Here is a 15101-nt window from a genome sequence, read left to right as displayed (position 1 = left end):
TCTCAATGGAACCTCTTTCTTCTGTTTGCAACCATACTATTCTAATAGATAATAAAATAAAATGCAATTGTTGGTTGAAATTTGTTGTAAATTGTTTTACCCCCTTGCAAATTGGCGGCCCTCTGCGATAAAATGAGGGCCTACGTCAGTGTTGGGAGGCGCTTTGCTTGGATCTTCTGGTGGCTCTTCTTGTCTTTCTCGCCGCGCTCTGCGCGGGGCTCGTGTGGAATCTGCCGGTTCTGCTGCCCCTGCTTGCGGGGCTTATGTGCTTTCTCGGCGTCTCGCTGCGCCGAGGATTTCGCCCGTGTGAGCTCGGGCGGATGATGCTTTCCGGCGCGCGGCGCTCACTGGTCGTGCTGCGCATCATGGCTCTGATCGGCTGTGTCACCGCCGTGTGGCGGTCGGCGGGCACGGTCAGCTTCTTTGTCTACCACGGCGCGGGCATCATCAGCGCGCCTCTCTTTGTGCTGCTCTGCTTTCTGCTGACCTGCCTGTTCTCCTTTCTGCTCGGCACATCGTTCGGCACGGTGAGCACCATCGGCGTGGTGCTGATGATGCTCGCGAGAAGCGGCGGAGTCGACCCGCTGCTCGCGGCCGGCGCCGTCATCTCGGGAGCCTACTTCGGCGACCGTTGCGCGCCCACCTCGTCGAGCGCGAACATGGTCGCCGCCCTCACCGATACCGAGCTCTACCGAAATGTGAAAAACATGCTGCGTTCGGGGCTCCCCGCTCTTCTGCTCTGCACGGGCGGCTATCTCGCTCTCTCGCTTGCAAACCCGCTTTCGCGTCTCGACCGCGAAGTGCTCGGCGAGATCAAGGCTCTCTTCTCGCTGCATCCGCTGACCATTCTGCCGGCGGTCCTGCTCCTTGTGCTGTGCCTGTGCCGCGTCAATGTCAGTCTCTGTATCTTTTTGAGCACACTCGGCGCAGCGGTAATCAGCATCCTGATTCAGGGTCAGTCTCTGACGGCCGTTCTGCACACGCTGGTATTCGGCTTTCGGGCCGGGGGCGGCGGCCCCTTTGCCGCCATCATCGGCGGAGGCGGTCTTGTGAGCATGCTCAGCGTCATCGCGGTGGTGCTCGTCACATCGACCTATTCGGGCATCTTTGAGGGAACCGGGCTCCTCGCGGGAATCGAGTCTGCGCTCGGCCGGCTTGCAAAGTCCCTGACCCGCTTCGGCGTGACGCTGCTGACGGCTCTGGTGACCAACGCCTTCTCCTGCAACCAGACGCTTGCCACCATGCTCACCTGCCAGCTGACCCGCGGTCTCTACGGCGACGACCGGCAGCGTCTCGCCCTCGACATGGAGGACTCCGTCATCGTGACGGCGGGCCTCATCCCGTGGAGCATTGCCGCGGCGGTTCCCCTCGCGGCGCTCGGCGTCGGAAACGGAGCGCTGCCGTACGCGTTCTACCTCTTCGCCGTGCCTCTGTGTTCGCTTGCCCGGTCGCTGCTGCACCGCAGGGCGCCGGAGCCTGCACGGCTCTGACACGACAGCAAAAAGGCCCCCGGACTCTTGTCCGGGGGCCCCGCTTTTGTCTCACAGGTTGTTGCGGTACCACTCTATGGTCTTTTTGATGCCCTCGCGCAGCTCCACTTCGCTCTCGAAGCCGAGCACGTCGCGGGCCTTTGACACACTCGCCACCGAGTGGGGCACGTCGCCCGGCCGCTCGGGCTCATAGATCGGCTCGATCTCGATGCACAGCGTGTCGCGGATGATGGAGAAGAGCCGGTTGAGACTCGTCTCCCGCCCTGAGCCGATGTTGAACGCCTCGCCCACGGCGGCCGCCGGCGCCTTTGCCGCGAGCAGATTCGCTCGCACCACATCCGACACATGGATGTAGTCGCGCGTCGCGCTGCCGTCGCCAAAAATGGTCGGCTCGCGGTTTTCGAGCAGCGCCTTGATGAAGATCGGGATGACCGCCGCATATGCGCCGTGCGGGTCCTGATTCTTGCCGTAGACGTTGAAGTAGCGAAGCCCGACGCACTCAAGGCCGTAGACCGTCGAGTAGAGTCTGGCGTAGAGCTCGTCCACCTGCTTTGTCAGCGCGTAGGGCGACGGGGCATTGCCCTCGAGCCCCTCGACCATGGTGCTCGCCTCTATGTCGCCGTAGACCGCCGAGGAGGAGGCGTAGACAAAGCGTCTGACGCCCTGTTCACGCGCAGCCTGCATCATGTTGAGTGTCCCCGTGATGTTCATACGGTCGTAGTCGAGCGGCTGTGCGAGCGACCGCGGCACGGACCCCCACGCCGCCTGGTGCAGCACATAGCTCACGCCCTTGCAGGCGCGTTTGCAGACCTCAAAGTCCGCGACGCTGCCCGAGACAAATTCGATCGAGTACTCTTTTTGCAGGCGGCTGACGGTCTCCTTTTTGCCGAGCGAATAGTCGTCGAGCCCGCGCACGCGAAAGCCCTCTTCGGCAATCGCCTCCATCAGGTTTGAGCCGATGAAGCCGGCGGCTCCCGTCACGAGAAACAGGTCGTTCTCCCTGTCAAATCCCAGTTCAGTAAGCATGTTTTCTCCTCAGGCCCCGATGAATTTGTCGTGCACCGCCACGAGCGCGCGGTCGGCGTCCTCGGCGCGAATGAGCACCGAGACCTTGATTTCACTGGTGGTGATCATCTCAATGTTGATGCTCTTCTCGTAGAGCGCCTCAAACATCTTGGCGGCGACGCCGGGCTTGCTGGTCATGCCGGCGCCGACAATCGAGATCTTCGCCACGTTTTCGTCGTAGATGATCTCCTTGGCCTTGACGACGTCCTTGATCTCCTCCATGAGGTCGAGCGCCGGTTGCAGCGACTCCTTGGTCACGGAGAAACTGATGTCGTTTGTGCCGTCGCGGCCCTGGGACTGGATGATGATATCCACGTCAATGTTCTTGCGTGCGAGAGCGGAGAACACCCGAAACGCCATCCCCGGCTCATCCGCCACACCCATCAGCGCAATTCTCGCGACATTCAAATCTTTGGCAACGCCTCTGATTTCCATCTTCTCCAATTTACAAACCTCCTTGACAATCGTGCCCGGCACCTTGACGAAGCTTGAGAGCACTTCCATTTTCACATTGTATTTTTTGGCCATCTCCACCGAACGGTTGTGCAGCACCTGCGCGCCGAGCGAGGCGAGCTCGAGCATCTCGTCGTAGGTGATCTCCTCGAGTTTGTGGGCGTTTGGTACGCGTCTCGGGTCGGAGGTGTAGACACCCTCGACATCGGTGTAAATCTGGCAGCAGTCGGCATGGAGCACGGCCGCCAGCGCGACGGCGGTGGTATCCGAGCCGCCGCGGCCGAGCGTCGTGATGTCGTCGTACTTGTTGATGCCCTGGAAGCCCGCCACGATGACGATTTTCTTCTTGTCGAGCTCCGAGCGGATGCGCTCCGCCGAGCACTCTTTGATGCGCGCGCGCCCGCAGTTTGAGTCGGTTTTCATACCCACCTGCCAGCCGGTCAGCGAAATGACCGGAAAACCGAGCTTTTCAATCGCCATCGCCAGCAGCGCAATCGAGATCTGCTCGCCGGTCGACAGCAGCATATCCATCTCGCGGTTCGAGGGATTGTCGTTAATCTCATGCGCTTTCGCGATGAGGTCGTCGGTCGTATCGCCCTGCGCGGACACGACGACCACCACGGAGTTGCCCTCGCGGTAGGTGTCGGTGACCAGTCGCGCGACATTTTCCAGCCGCTCGGCATTGGCAACGGAGCTACCGCCAAATTTTTGAACAATCAGACTCATAGAAGCTTCTCAACCCTTTTTCATAAAATTTGTGTGCCGGTATTATCCACATGAAACCGGAGAACCCGGTAGTTTGGCAGATTTTTGTCAATATAGTCCACTGCACTATTATAAAAGCTTTCGTCGCGTTTGTCCACCATGGACATGATGGTCGGCCCCGCGCCGCTGATGTAGGTGCCGAGCGCCCCGAGTTCGCGGCTCAGGCGGAAGACCTCCTCCCCGCCCGCGATCAGCGGCAGCCGGTAGGGCTGGTGGAGCGCATCGCCGATTGCCGTGCGGATCAGCTCGTGGCGGCCGGTGAGAAGCGCCGCCGTCATCAGAGCCGCGCGGGAGAGATTGTAGACCGCGTCCCGGTGGGCGATCTGCTTTGGCAGCGCGGCGCGGGCCTTGGCCGTGCTGAGCATGAAGTCGGGAATAAATCCCACAAAGCTGAGCGTGTCGGGCAGAGCCGCCTTACAGCAGCTCACGTGTCCGTCCTCGAGGGCCGACACCACAAACCCGCCGAGAATCGCGGGGGCGACATTGTCGGGATGCCCCTCGAGCGCCACGGCAAAGTCGAGCGCCTCCTGCGGGGAGAGCGGGTCGCCGAGCAGGCGGTTTGCCCCGAGCACCCCCGCCGCGATGCAGGTGGAGCTGCTGCCGAGTCCGCGGGTCATGGGCACATGGTTCTCCTGCCGGATGTGGATGCCCGTAAAGCGCCGCCCGCAGTGCTCATAGAGCTTTTGGGCGGTTTTGACAATGAGGTTGTTCTCATCGGTCGGCACTGCGGCGTCGCTCTCGACGACAATGCGCTCACACTCCTGCATCTCCACAAAGTTGTAGAGGTCGAGCGCGATGCCGAGACTGTCGAAGCCGGGACCGACATTGGCGCTGGTCGCCGGCACTTTTACGCGTATCATACTGCCGCCCCCATCAGTCGTCTAAAACGCGGATCACACCGAGCGGTGAGAAAGCCGCGGCCGCGCTCCGGAAATCCGCCTCGCGCATGGGGCGCGTGATGAGTGCAAGGTCGCCGCCGACCGTGTCGCACTCGCCGCCGAAAGTCCGCTCGAGCTCCTCCCGGCGGTCGGCGCCCTGTACGCGCAGATAGAAGCGGTAGGTCATGGCGGTGTAATCCGAGACGAGATTCTCCCCGCTGTCCTCCCAGAGCATCTGCTTGTGATGGGCCTCATTTTTGACAATGTCGATGACGTCGGCGACCACGGCGCTTGCGGTGGGCAGTTTGCCGGCGCCACGGCCGTAGAACATGACGTCGCCGATGGCGTCGCCCTTGACGAGAATGCCGTTGAACACGTCCTCGACGTTTGACAGCGGGTTGTCGTGGCTGACCAGAAACGGCGCGACCACGGCGTACACCGCGCCGTCTCCTTGCCGGACGGCGCGCCCGAGCAGCTTGACTGCGTAGCCGTGCTCCTCGGCGTAGTTCGTATCAGCCAGCGTGAGCTTCGTGATTCCTTCGGTGTGGACGTGCTGCGGGTAGATGTGGCGGCCGAATGCGAGCGCCGCGAGGATACAGATCTTGCGGCAGGCGTCGACCCCCTCGATGTCGGCGCTCGGGTCGCGCTCGGCATAGCTCTTTTGCTGGGCCTCGGCGAGCGCGTCGTCAAAGCCGAGCCCCGCTTTCATCATACGGGTGAGAATGTAGTTTGTGGTGCCGTTCAATATGCCGCAGATCTCGTCGAGCTGGTTTGCCGCGAGGCACTGGTGAAGCGGGCGGATGATCGGGATACCGCCGCCGACGCTCGCCTCGAACAGATAGCTCTGCCCCTGCTGCCGCGCGAGATTGACAAGCTCGGCGCCGCAGGTCGCCACAACCTCCTTGTTCGAGGTGACGACGCTCTTGCCCGCGAGCAGCGCGGCCTTTGTAAAATCATATGCCGGATGGAGCCCGCCGAGCACCTCGACGACCACCGAGATCTCCGGGTCATTTAAAATGACGTTGAAATCCTTGACAAACCGGTCGTGGTAGGGCAGCTCGGGAAAGTCTCTGAGATCGAGAATGTACTTGACCTCAATGGGAAAGCCCGCCTTTTTGGCTATACTGTCATGGTTTTTTGTCAATACTTCCATTACGCCGGAGCCCACGACTCCGTGTCCCAGAAGCGCGATCTTGCGATCCTGCATTGTTTCTCCCTCTCTTCGCTGTGATGGTTTACTCCCGGCCGGAGACCTTTACCTCAATGGCGCCGCGGACATTGGCAAGGCTCTTGACGAGCGCGTCCACATCGGTCTTCATGGAACCGGTCTCAATCGAGACCGTCACGGTCGCCACGCCGTTGTTCGGGATCGACTGGTTGATGGTCATGATGTTGCACTTGAGCTTGGAGAAGAGACCCACCAGCTGGTGCAGCACGCCCGGCTCGTCGCGCAGAACAATGGTAAAGGTGATAATTTTATCTTTGTCCTTGTCATAGAATGGAAAGACATAGTCCTTGTATTTGTAGTAGGCGCTGCGGGAGATTCCCGTCTCGCGGACCGCCTCGTTGATGGTCTTGCTCTTGCCCGTCTGCAGACGGCGCTTGGTCTCCACCACCTTTTTAAATACCCTCGGCAGCACCGAGGATTCCACAAGGTAGAATTTGTGTTCCCTCTCCATGCGGTGTCCTCCCTTTGCACACATTTGTAGTGTTATTGTACTATACCACATTGCCGGCCCCATTACAACCGCCCGCGCGCTTTTCAGCGCTTTCGCCGAAAAAGGGCGGCGGCTTCGGCGCCGGGCTTTGCACTTTCACCAGTGAAAATTGACGCTTTGGCAGGTGTTTTGCTTGATCGAATCCGATCGCGGAAAGCTCCACTTCATCATCAACATTGTCTTCTTTGCGGTGGTCGCGGCGCTCTGCTATCTCGCGCTGCGGCTGTTTGCGCTGTGCGTGCCGTTTCTCATCGCCTTTCTCATCGCGTCGCTCATCGAGCCTGTCGTCGGCTTTCTCTGCCGCAGGCTGCGCCTGCGCCGCCGGTCGGTGGTGAGCTTTCTGTGCGTCTTCGCTCTGCTGGGGCTGATCGGCTGGGGGCTCTGGGCGCTCGTGTCGCGGCTGCTCTATGAGCTGAATTCCCTCGCGGCCGTGCTGCCTGAATTTGTCGCCTCGTTTACCGAGCGGTGCACCGGCTACTGGGAGTCCCTCAAGCGCTCATTCGGCGCGCTGCCCGACGGCATGTCGGGCCTTGTGAGCAGTGCGGTCAGCTCTCTCGTCGAGCGGCTGCCGGGGCTTGCGGTCGATCTGTCAGTCTGGGCTCTGGGCTTTGCAACCGCCTTTGCCTCAGGGCTGCCCGGCGCCCTGATTGTAAGCGTTGTAACCGTTGTGGCCGCCATTTTTATCAGCGGCGACCTGCACCGCATCAAGGCCTTTGTCTATCTGCAAATTCCCGACCGGCTCCGGACCGTGCTCTTTGAGACAAGGGAATTTCTCTTCTCAACCGTCTTTCGCATGCTGCGCGCCTACGCGCTGATCATCACGCTCACCTTTGTCGAGCTGTCGGTGGGCTTTGCCATCATCGGCGTGCGCTACCCGATCGTCTTCGGCCTCGTCGTCGCGCTCATCGACATTCTGCCCGTGCTCGGCGTGGGCACGGTGCTCATTCCGTGGGCGGTCGGCGCCCTGTTTGCGGGGGAGTATGCCCTCGCGATGTCGCTGGCGCTTCTCTATCTTGTCATCACCGGCGTGCGCCAGATGGTGGAGCCGAACATCGTCGGCCGCCAGATCGGTCTCGATCCGCTGGTGTCGCTGATCTGCTTTTATGTGGGCTGGAAGACTCTGGGCTTTGCCGGCATCTTTCTCTTTCCGGTGGCCTTTCTTCTGCTCAAGCATCTGCGTGAACTCGGCTATGTGCGCCTGTGGAACAGCCCCCACAAAAAAGTTCGCCGCTGAAGAGCTCTCTTCGGCGGCGTTTTTCTTGCATCTTCGCCCCGCCGACTATATAATGGAACTGGCCTTTCGGCCAGATGAAACAGAGAGAGGGATTTGTCAAATGTCTTACTACGATATCACCGTGGCGGGTGTCACGCGCAGCCTGCCCATCATTCAGATCGCGCCCAATCTCGCCATTGCGAGCTTTGTCATTCTCGGTGACTGCGAGCTGGTCACCGCCGCCGCGCCCGAGATCGCAAAGCGTCTGCCCGAGGTCGACTATCTCGTCACGGCCGAGGCCAAGGGCATCCCGCTGGCAAATGAGCTGTCGCGGCTACTGGGGCTGCCTTACTACATCGTCGCCCGCAAGAGCATCAAGCCCTATATGAAGACCCCGCTGACCGACGAGGTCGACTCCATCACCACCCAGAAGACCCAGACGCTCTGTCTCGACGGCAAGGACGCGCTGGTCATCAAGGGCAAACGCATCGCCATTGTGGACGACGTCATCTCCACCGGCGAGTCGCTCAGCGCCATCGAGCGCCTGGTGGAGAAAGCCGGGGCTGAGGTTGTGGCCAAGGCCGCCATTCTCGCCGAGGGCGATGCCGCAAAGCGCACCGACATCATCTACCTCGAGGAACTGCCGCTCTTTCCGGCGGAATAAAAAGCGACATTTGAAAGCGCGTCCGCTCAGGCGGGCGCGCTCTTTTCAGGAGGATACCCATGCGACAGAGCGACCGCTTCGATCACACCCTGCGCGCAAGCTATCTCGGCTATGTGACGCAGGCCATCGTCAACAACTTCGCCCCGCTGCTGTTTTTAAGCTTTCAGAGCGAGTACGCCATTGCTCTCGGGCAGATCACCCTGCTCGTCTCGGTGAACTTCGGCGTCCAGCTGCTGGTGGATCTTCTCGCCTCGCGCTGTGCCGACCGCATCGGCTACCGCCCCCTGATCGTGGCCGCCCATCTCTTCGCGGCGGCGGGCCTTGCGGGGCTCGGCATTCTGCCGGAGCTGTTCGGCGCGCCTTTTGCAGGACTTCTCACGGCGGTCTGTCTCACCTCCGTCGGCGGCGGGCTGATTGAGGTGCTGATCAGCCCCATTGTCGAGGCCTGCCCCATGGCCCAAAAATCGAGCGCCATGAGTCTTCTCCACTCGTTCTACTGCTGGGGCCAGGTCTTTGTCGTGTTGGCGTCCACACTCTTTTTTGCCGCCGCGGGCATTGAAAACTGGCGGCTGCTTGCTCTGCTCTGGGCCCTTCTGCCGCTGGGAAACGCCCTGTATTTTAGCCGTGTGCCCCTGCGGTCTCTGGAGGAGCACGGCGGCGGGCTTTCCCTGCGCGCGCTGCTCTCGGGGCGGCTCTTCTGGATCTTCGCGCTGCTGATGGTCTGCGCCGGGGCGGCGGAGCAGGCCATGAGCCAGTGGGCCTCCGCCTTTGCCGAGGCCGGGCTCGGGGTCTCCAAGGCCGCGGGTGACCTCGCGGGGCCCTGTCTCTTCGCGGCGCTCATGGGCACGGCGCGGCTGCTTCACGCAAAGTTCGGCAGGCCCGGCGGCGAGGCCCGTGTGATGGCACTGAGCGCCGTGGGCAGCGCCTGCGGCTTTCTGCTCGCAGCCGCCGCTCCTCTCCCCGCGCTGTCACTGCTCGGATGCGCGCTGTGCGGACTGTCGGCAGGCGTTCTGTGGCCGGGGACATTCAGTCTCGCGGCGCGCGAGTGCGCAGGGGGAACGGCAATGTTCGCGCTGCTCGCCCTCGCGGGGGATCTGGGCTGCGCGGCGGGTCCGGCGGTCGTCGGAACGGTCGCGGACCACTTTGGCGGCAGTCTGCGGGCGGGTCTCGGCGCCGCCGTTCTCTTTGCGGTGCTGCTTCTCGTCGGGCTCGCCGCACGAAAGCACACAGAGCCGGTCACACAAGAGAACAGCGGGACAATATGACACGGGGGCGCACCGCGAAACACTACGAATACAAATTCGTGAAAGCATCTGCAAGGGCCGGACGGGGAGCGGCGCCGGGCGGCGCCTTTGAGGCGTGCCAAGACGCGATTCTGGCCGGGGCGCAGCAGGGCTGGCGCTTCCAGCAGATCGTCATCTCTTTCAATGAGAGAACCGGAGTATACGGCGCCGGATGCTACCCGATTATCTTTGAAAAAGAGGCGGACTAGACGACAGAAGCCCTGCGCCGTTTCGGCACAGGGCTTCTGTGCGCACCGACCGGCACCGCGCGGTGCCGGCCGGTGCTTCCTCACAAAAAAGGGGCGGCAGTCGTGTGACTGCCGCCCCTCACTGTCCTTTACAGGCGGGACGCGGTATTGACCTTGATGCCGGGGCCCATGGTGGACGCCACGACACAGCTTCTGATATACTGGCCCTTTGCAGCCGACGGCTTCGCCTTGATGATGGCGTCGACCAGGGTGTTGAAGTTATCGGAGAGCTTTTCCACGCCGAACGACGCCTTGCCGATCGGGCAGTGGATGATGTTGGTCTTGTCGAGACGGTACTCGATCTTACCGGCTTTGATCTCGGCGATCGCGCGGGTCAGATCCATGGTGACGGTACCGGCTTTCGGGTTCGGCATGAGGCCCTTCGGGCCGAGCACTTTACCGAGACGTCCCACGACGCCCATCATGTCGGGAGTCGCAACGACGACGTCAAAGTCAAACCAGTTCTCGGTCTGAATCTTCTGCATCATGTCCTCGCCGCCGACATAGTCGGCGCCGGCCGCCTCGGCCTCTTTGAGCTTATCGTCTTTCGCAAAGACGAGCACACGGACGGTCTTGCCGGTTCCGTGCGGCAGAACGACCGCGCCGCGGACCTGCTGGTCGGCATGTCTCGAGTCGACGCCGAGCTTCACATGCAGCTCGATGGTCTCGTCGAATTTCGCCTTGGCGGTCTTGCAGACAAGATCAAGCGCCTCAGAGGGATCGTAGAGCTTGGATCTCTCGATCAGCTTGGCGCTGTCCTGATAATGTTTTCCTCTTTTCACAGATGTTCCTCCTCAATCGTGGTAATTCGGAAATTTCCTCCCACTTAAGAAGCGGCGTGTCAGTCTTCGACGACGACACCCATGCTTCTGGCAGTGCCCGCGATCATCTTCATCGCAGACTCGACGCTGCTCGCGTTCAGGTCGGGCATTTTCGTCTCGGCGATCTTTCTGACCTGCTCGCTTGTCAAGGTCGCTACCTTGGTCTTGTTCGGCACACCGGAGCCGCTCTCAATATTGGCCGCTTTCTTAATCAGGACCGCGGCCGGCGGTGTTTTGGTAATAAAGGAGAAGGAGCGATCCGCGTAGACCGTGATGACAACCGGGATGATATAGCCGATGTCATTCTTCGTTCTCTCGTTGAATTCCTTCGTAAATGCCATGATGTTGACGCCGTGCTGACCCAATGCAGGTCCTACAGGCGGTGCCGGGGTGGCTTTGCCTGCCGGGATCTGGAGCTTGATATAACCCACTACTTTTTGAGCCATTGTTACACCTCCTTAAACAAATGTGGTTTGAGCGGAGAGGTCAGATTCCCCTCCTCCCACGTAAGACGGCCCATCGGGCCGAATATAAAAAGCTTGACGCTATTTACCTTATTCGAGCGGCCGAACCTGGTCGAGATAGAGCTCAATGGGCGTCTCGCGGCCAAACATGGACACGATCACGCGCACTTTTTTCTTCTCCTTGCTGATCTCCTCCACGACGCCGATGTAACCCTCGAGCGGCCCGTCCATAATTTTGACGTTGTCGCCCTCGCCGTAGTTGATTTCGAGCACTCTCTGCTCGACGCCGAGGTTTGCCACCTCGTCGTCAGTCAGCGCGACGGGCTTTGAGGACGGGCCGACAAACCCGGTCACGCCGCGCACGTTGCGCACGACATACCAGCTCTCGTCGGTCATCACCATCTTGACGAGCACATAGCCCGGAAAGACCTTGCGCTCGATTTCCTTGCTCTTGTTGTCGCGCACTTCGACCACTTTTTCGGTCGGGACTTTGATGTCCTCAATCAGATCGTGCAGCTTGCGGTTTTCCACGATTTTCTCAAGGTTGGTCATGACCTTATTCTCGTATCCCGAATAGGTGTGAATGACATACCACTTTGCCACGTCTGCCATAAGGTCCTACCTCCTTTCGTAAAGCCGGGTCACACAACCGCTCTGAGAAGCATGGTCAGGCCGAAGTCAAGCGCCCCGACAAAGGCGCCGATGATCACGATCATCGCAAGCACCACACCGGTGTTGTTGACCACCTGCTTCGGGGTCGGCCAGACGACTTTTTTCAGCTCGCTTTTGCTCTCGCGGAAGAACTTGCCGATTCTCTTAAAGAGGCCGGGCTTCTTTTTCTTCTTCTCGGGCATTGCGTTTTTGGTGTCTTTGGTTTCCGCCATGCGGTAACTACCTCCTTTATAGAGTGGTCATGAACGGTCTTACTTCGTCTCTTTGTGAAGCGTGTGCTTCTTGCAGAACTTGCAGTACTTGTTCATTTCCAGTCTGTCGGGAGTATTTTTCTTGTTTTTCTTTGTGTTGTAGTTTCTCTGCTTGCATTCGCTGCAGGCGAGGGTGATCATAACACGCATTTTTCGCACCTCCTAATAACGAAAACGACTTTGTTTTCTTCCTCAAATTGGGCACAAAAAAAAGACCCAAACAGAGGTATAGCCAGTATAACACAGCAAACAAGCCGGGTCAAGACTTTTCTCTCGGTCTTCTTTGTTACTTTTCCATTTTATTCTCACGCGCCCCGCCTGTCAAGACAATCGTGATTGTCTCGGCCGGTTTTTTGTATTATAATGAAGTGAAAACTCCGCAGGGAGCGGCGGCGCTCCCGTTTTGAATACTTCTCCCGCCCAATCATATGAGGTGACTGTATTGCATCAGACAAAAATTCTCATGACCACCATGGGGCTCGGTCTCGGCGGCGCTGAGACCCATATTGTCGAGCTCTCCAAGGAGCTCGCGCGCAAGGGCTATGAAATCGTCGTGTGCTCCAACGGGGGCGTCTACGTCGACGAACTCGAGCGCCACGGCATTCGCCACTATCAGGCCCCCATGCACGTGCGCAGTGTGCCGGCCATGGTCAAATCCTTTTTCCGGCTTCTGTCGGTCATCCGGCGCGAGCGGCCCGACGTCGTGCACGCCCATGCGCGCATTCCGGGCTTCCTCTCCTCCATCGCCTGCGCCCTCACCGGTACGCCGATGGTCACGACCGCCCACTTCAACTTCAAGACCACCGGCGGGCTGCGGTTTCTGACCCGGTGGGGCAAGAAGTCCATCGCGGTCAGCGAGGACCTCAAGAAGTATCTCACTTCAAACTACAATCTCCACCCGTCCGACGTGCGCGTCACGGTCAACGGCATCAACACCGGGACGTTTTGTCCTGGGCAGCCGGTCGACGATCTGCGCGCCGAGCTCGGCCTGCCCGCGGATGCGCGGGTCATTCTCACCGTCAGCCGCATGGACTACAACGCCTGCAAGTCGGCCTTTTTGCTCGTCGACTGCGCTGAGGAGCTCTGCCGCGCGCACCCGGATGTGCGCATTGTCATCGTCGGCAGCGGCGACGCCCTTGAGGATGTCCGCGAGAGGGCCGAGGCGGTAAACCGCCGGCTCGGCGAGCGCCATCTCATTCTCACCGGCGGGCGCACCGACATCAGCCGTCTCGCGGCGCTGTGCGACATCTTTGTCGGCGTGTCGCGCGCGGCGCTCGAGGCCATGTCCTGCGCCAAGCCCGTGGTGCTCGCAGGCAACCAGGGCTACCTCGGCCTCTACACGGAGGACAAGCTGCCCGACTGCGTCGCCACGAACTTTACCTGCCGCGACATTCCCTACCCGAGCGAGCGCGCCCTGCTCGAGGAACTCGACGCGCTTCTTGCAAGACCCGTGCAGGAGCTCGAGCGCCTGGGCGCTGTCGGGCGCGAGCGCGTGCTTGCGAGCTACTCGGTCAGCCGCATGGCGGATGACGCCATCTACACCTACCGGGACATTCTCTGCCTGAGCGGCAAGCGGAAATACGACTATATCGTCTGCGGCTACTACGGCTATGCGAACGCCGGCGACGACACCATGCTCTCGTGTCTGGTGGAAAATCTCAATCGCCACCGGCCGGGCGTCTCCATCTGCGTGCTGGTGCGCGACCCCGAGACACGGGTCGATCTGCGGGTCGCGTCTCTGGTCAACCGCTTTCACCTGTTCAAGGTGCGAAAGGCCATTCGCAATTCCCGGGTGCTGATCTTCGGCGGCGGCAACCTCATCCAGGACGCCACCTCGACCAAGTCCCTGCTCTACTATCTGGCGCTTCTGCGGCTTGCCTACCGCTACGGGCTTCGCACCATGCTCTACGCAAACGGCATCGGCCCGATCACTAAGCCCAAAAACCGCCGCCGCGCCGGGCAGGTGCTCGACCGGCTCGATCTTGTGACGCTGCGTGAGCCAAACTCCGCCCAGTTTCTAAAGGAGCTCGGCGTCACTCACCCGAGAGTGGAGGTGACGGCGGACGAGGTCTTCACTCTCTTCGAGGGCGATCGCAGGGCGGCGGACGCCCCGGTCAGCGGGCTGCCCGAGGGCGACATTTTCGTCGTCTCGCTGCGCGAGTGGCCGACGCTCGATGCCGAGTGCCTTGCCAAGCTCACCATCGTGCTCAAAAACCTCAGCTATACCTACTCGCTCACGCCGGTGATTCTCGCGCTGCACGAGTCGACCGACCTTGAGATCTCAAAACTTCTGCACGAGAATGTGCCCGGCTCGGTGCTGCCGACCGGCCTCAGCTCGCAGGAGATCATGCAGATCATCGCCCGCTCGCAGTTCGTCATCGGCATGCGCCTGCACTCGCTGATCTTTGCCACCGGCGCGGGCGTGCCCACCATCGGCATCGTCTACGACCCCAAGGTATCGGATTTTCTCGAGTACATCGGCGTCAGCCGTTTTCTGCCCTGCGAGCAGATCGATACGGGCGAGCTTCTGCGCATGGCGGCCGACATCATGAGCCGCCGGGCCGAGCTCGGGCGGGAGCTCGGCGAGCGCTCGCGCGCTCTCATTGCCGACGCGGCGCTCAACGCCGTCTACGCGGCGCAGCTGCTCGACGGGGAGGAGCCGTCATGAGCCGCGTCATGGGAGTGGACTTCGGCGACGTGCGCACGGGCATCGCCCTGAGCGACCCCTCCGGCTTTCTCGCGTCGACCCTGTGCACCATCACCGAGACCGATATGAAAAAAGTGGCTGCGCAGGTTGCGGCGCTTGCCGCGCAGCACGCGGTGTCGGCCATTGTCATCGGCTACCCGAAAAACATGAACAACACCCTCGGCCCGCGGGTCGAGAAGACCCTCGCCTTTCGCGATGAGCTCGCCGGGCTTACCGGCTGTGAGCTCGTTCTGCGCGACGAGCGCTGCACCACCATCTCGGCGACGCGCCAGCTCAACGACACCAACACGCGCGGCAAAAAGAGAAAGGCCGTGCTCGACGCCGTCGCCGCCACCATCATCCTGCAGGACTATCTCGACAGCATGGCCCGCTGACGGGATTTCACCCGCCGCAAGGCCGCGTCAACGGA

General features: G+C 60.8%; 17 protein-coding genes. 7 read left to right on the top strand and 10 right to left on the bottom strand.

Annotated features, from left to right (window positions below; all coding sequences use genetic code 11):
- Nucleotides 1-167: 167 nt before the first annotated feature.
- The gene (locus tag H8695_RS09910) at nt 168-1490 is read left to right on the top strand and encodes a Na+/H+ antiporter NhaC family protein (RefSeq protein WP_249301160.1); all 1323 of its coding nucleotides are present in this window, start codon (nt 168-170) and stop codon (nt 1488-1490) included.
- A gap of 51 nt (nt 1491-1541) precedes the next feature.
- On the opposite strand, the gene H8695_RS09905 is transcribed toward H8695_RS09910, so the two are convergent.
- Genes H8695_RS09905 through H8695_RS09885 form a run of 5 tightly spaced genes read right to left on the bottom strand, consistent with a single transcriptional unit; the run spans nt 1542 to nt 6330 of the window.
- The gene (locus H8695_RS09905) at nt 1542-2516 is read right to left on the bottom strand and encodes an NAD-dependent epimerase/dehydratase family protein (RefSeq protein ID WP_249301158.1); all 975 of its coding nucleotides are present in this window, start codon (nt 2514-2516) and stop codon (nt 1542-1544) included.
- Between the two features lie 9 nt (nt 2517-2525).
- Nucleotides 2526-3734 (bottom strand): aspartate kinase, encoded by a 1209-nt coding sequence (locus H8695_RS09900; RefSeq protein ID WP_249301156.1) that lies wholly within the window; start codon nt 3732-3734, stop codon nt 2526-2528.
- 20 nt (nt 3735-3754) lie between these two features.
- Nucleotides 3755-4633, bottom strand: a complete 879-nt coding sequence (gene thrB / locus H8695_RS09895; RefSeq protein ID WP_249301138.1) for a homoserine kinase — start codon at nt 4631-4633, stop codon at nt 3755-3757.
- Nucleotides 4634-4646: 13 nt separating this feature from the next.
- Nucleotides 4647-5858, bottom strand: coding sequence for a homoserine dehydrogenase (locus H8695_RS09890; protein ID WP_249301136.1), 1212 nt, complete (start codon nt 5856-5858; stop codon nt 4647-4649).
- A gap of 28 nt (nt 5859-5886) precedes the next feature.
- On the bottom strand, nt 5887-6330 hold the full coding sequence (locus H8695_RS09885) for an ACT domain-containing protein (RefSeq protein ID WP_249301134.1): 444 nt from the start codon (nt 6328-6330) through the stop codon (nt 5887-5889).
- A gap of 172 nt (nt 6331-6502) precedes the next feature.
- On the opposite strand from H8695_RS09885, the gene ytvI reads away from it, so the two are divergent.
- The 4 genes from ytvI to H8695_RS09865 all read left to right on the top strand — a co-directional run bounded on the left by ytvI (nt 6503) and on the right by H8695_RS09865 (nt 9738).
- Nucleotides 6503-7603, top strand: a complete 1101-nt coding sequence (gene ytvI / locus H8695_RS09880) for a sporulation integral membrane protein YtvI (RefSeq protein WP_249301132.1) — start codon at nt 6503-6505, stop codon at nt 7601-7603.
- Between the two features lie 100 nt (nt 7604-7703).
- Nucleotides 7704-8246 (top strand): phosphoribosyltransferase family protein, encoded by a 543-nt coding sequence (locus H8695_RS09875; protein WP_249301130.1) that lies wholly within the window; start codon nt 7704-7706, stop codon nt 8244-8246.
- Nucleotides 8247-8305: 59 nt separating this feature from the next.
- Nucleotides 8306-9511: an MFS transporter gene (locus H8695_RS09870; RefSeq protein WP_249301124.1), complete on the top strand. Its 1206-nt coding sequence runs from the start codon at nt 8306-8308 to the stop codon at nt 9509-9511.
- A complete protein-coding gene (locus tag H8695_RS09865; RefSeq protein ID WP_283243683.1) occupies nt 9508-9738 on the top strand; it encodes a DUF4177 domain-containing protein in 231 nt (76 codons plus the stop codon). Before H8695_RS09870 ends, H8695_RS09865 begins: the two co-directional genes overlap by 4 nt.
- 128 nt (nt 9739-9866) lie before the next feature.
- On the opposite strand, the gene rplA is transcribed toward H8695_RS09865, so the two are convergent.
- From rplA to rpmG, 5 genes are all read right to left on the bottom strand, one after another.
- The gene (rplA, locus tag H8695_RS09860; protein ID WP_249301120.1) at nt 9867-10559 is read right to left on the bottom strand and encodes a 50S ribosomal protein L1; all 693 of its coding nucleotides are present in this window, start codon (nt 10557-10559) and stop codon (nt 9867-9869) included.
- Nucleotides 10560-10618: 59 nt separating this feature from the next.
- On the bottom strand, nt 10619-11044 hold the full coding sequence (gene rplK / locus H8695_RS09855) for a 50S ribosomal protein L11 (protein ID WP_249301113.1): 426 nt from the start codon (nt 11042-11044) through the stop codon (nt 10619-10621).
- 108 nt (nt 11045-11152) lie between these two features.
- Entirely contained in the window at nt 11153-11674 is a 522-nt protein-coding gene (gene nusG, locus H8695_RS09850; RefSeq protein WP_249301112.1) for a transcription termination/antitermination protein NusG, read from the bottom strand.
- A gap of 29 nt (nt 11675-11703) precedes the next feature.
- Complete coding sequence (gene secE, locus H8695_RS09845; protein WP_249301110.1) at nt 11704-11946, bottom strand: preprotein translocase subunit SecE; 243 nt, start codon at nt 11944-11946, stop codon at nt 11704-11706.
- 39 nt (nt 11947-11985) lie between these two features.
- On the bottom strand, nt 11986-12135 hold the full coding sequence (rpmG, locus tag H8695_RS09840) for a 50S ribosomal protein L33 (RefSeq protein WP_249301108.1): 150 nt from the start codon (nt 12133-12135) through the stop codon (nt 11986-11988).
- Nucleotides 12136-12427: 292 nt separating this feature from the next.
- Here rpmG and csaB point away from each other — a divergent pair, with 292 nt between their 5' ends.
- Nucleotides 12428-14653 (top strand): polysaccharide pyruvyl transferase CsaB, encoded by a 2226-nt coding sequence (gene csaB, locus H8695_RS09835; RefSeq protein WP_249301106.1) that lies wholly within the window; start codon nt 12428-12430, stop codon nt 14651-14653.
- A complete protein-coding gene (gene ruvX, locus H8695_RS09830; RefSeq protein WP_249301104.1) occupies nt 14650-15066 on the top strand; it encodes a Holliday junction resolvase RuvX in 417 nt (138 codons plus the stop codon). The genes csaB and ruvX overlap by 4 nt, the downstream gene beginning before the upstream one ends.
- The last annotated feature ends 35 nt before the right edge of the window (nt 15067-15101 follow it).

It is taken from the genome of Feifania hominis, assembly GCF_014384765.1.
In the GTDB taxonomy this organism is placed as follows: Bacteria; Bacillota; Clostridia; order Oscillospirales; family Feifaniaceae; genus Feifania; species Feifania hominis.
This window is presented reverse-complemented; position numbering and strand designations above follow the sequence as displayed.

What these genes read in the sequence shown, in the direction of transcription:
- H8695_RS09875 (WP_249301130.1), top strand. Translation starts at nt 7,704, where the DNA reads ATGTCTTACTACGATATCACCGTGGCGGGTGTCACGCGCAGCCTGCCC.
- secE (WP_249301110.1), bottom strand. Translation starts at nt 11,946, where the DNA reads ATGGCGGAAACCAAAGACACCAAAAACGCAATGCCCGAGAAGAAGAAA.
- rpmG (WP_249301108.1), bottom strand. Translation starts at nt 12,135, where the DNA reads ATGCGTGTTATGATCACCCTCGCCTGCAGCGAATGCAAGCAGAGAAAC.
- H8695_RS09865 (WP_283243683.1), top strand. Translation starts at nt 9,508, where the DNA reads ATGACACGGGGGCGCACCGCGAAACACTACGAATACAAATTCGTGAAA.
- rplK (WP_249301113.1), bottom strand. Translation starts at nt 11,044, where the DNA reads ATGGCTCAAAAAGTAGTGGGTTATATCAAGCTCCAGATCCCGGCAGGC.
- H8695_RS09890 (WP_249301136.1), bottom strand. Translation starts at nt 5,858, where the DNA reads ATGCAGGATCGCAAGATCGCGCTTCTGGGACACGGAGTCGTGGGCTCC.
- nusG (WP_249301112.1), bottom strand. Translation starts at nt 11,674, where the DNA reads ATGGCAGACGTGGCAAAGTGGTATGTCATTCACACCTATTCGGGATAC.
- H8695_RS09905 (WP_249301158.1), bottom strand. Translation starts at nt 2,516, where the DNA reads ATGCTTACTGAACTGGGATTTGACAGGGAGAACGACCTGTTTCTCGTG.
- H8695_RS09885 (WP_249301134.1), bottom strand. Translation starts at nt 6,330, where the DNA reads ATGGAGAGGGAACACAAATTCTACCTTGTGGAATCCTCGGTGCTGCCG.
- H8695_RS09900 (WP_249301156.1), bottom strand. Translation starts at nt 3,734, where the DNA reads ATGAGTCTGATTGTTCAAAAATTTGGCGGTAGCTCCGTTGCCAATGCC.
- H8695_RS09870 (WP_249301124.1), top strand. Translation starts at nt 8,306, where the DNA reads ATGCGACAGAGCGACCGCTTCGATCACACCCTGCGCGCAAGCTATCTC.
- ruvX (WP_249301104.1), top strand. Translation starts at nt 14,650, where the DNA reads ATGAGCCGCGTCATGGGAGTGGACTTCGGCGACGTGCGCACGGGCATC.
- thrB (WP_249301138.1), bottom strand. Translation starts at nt 4,633, where the DNA reads ATGATACGCGTAAAAGTGCCGGCGACCAGCGCCAATGTCGGTCCCGGC.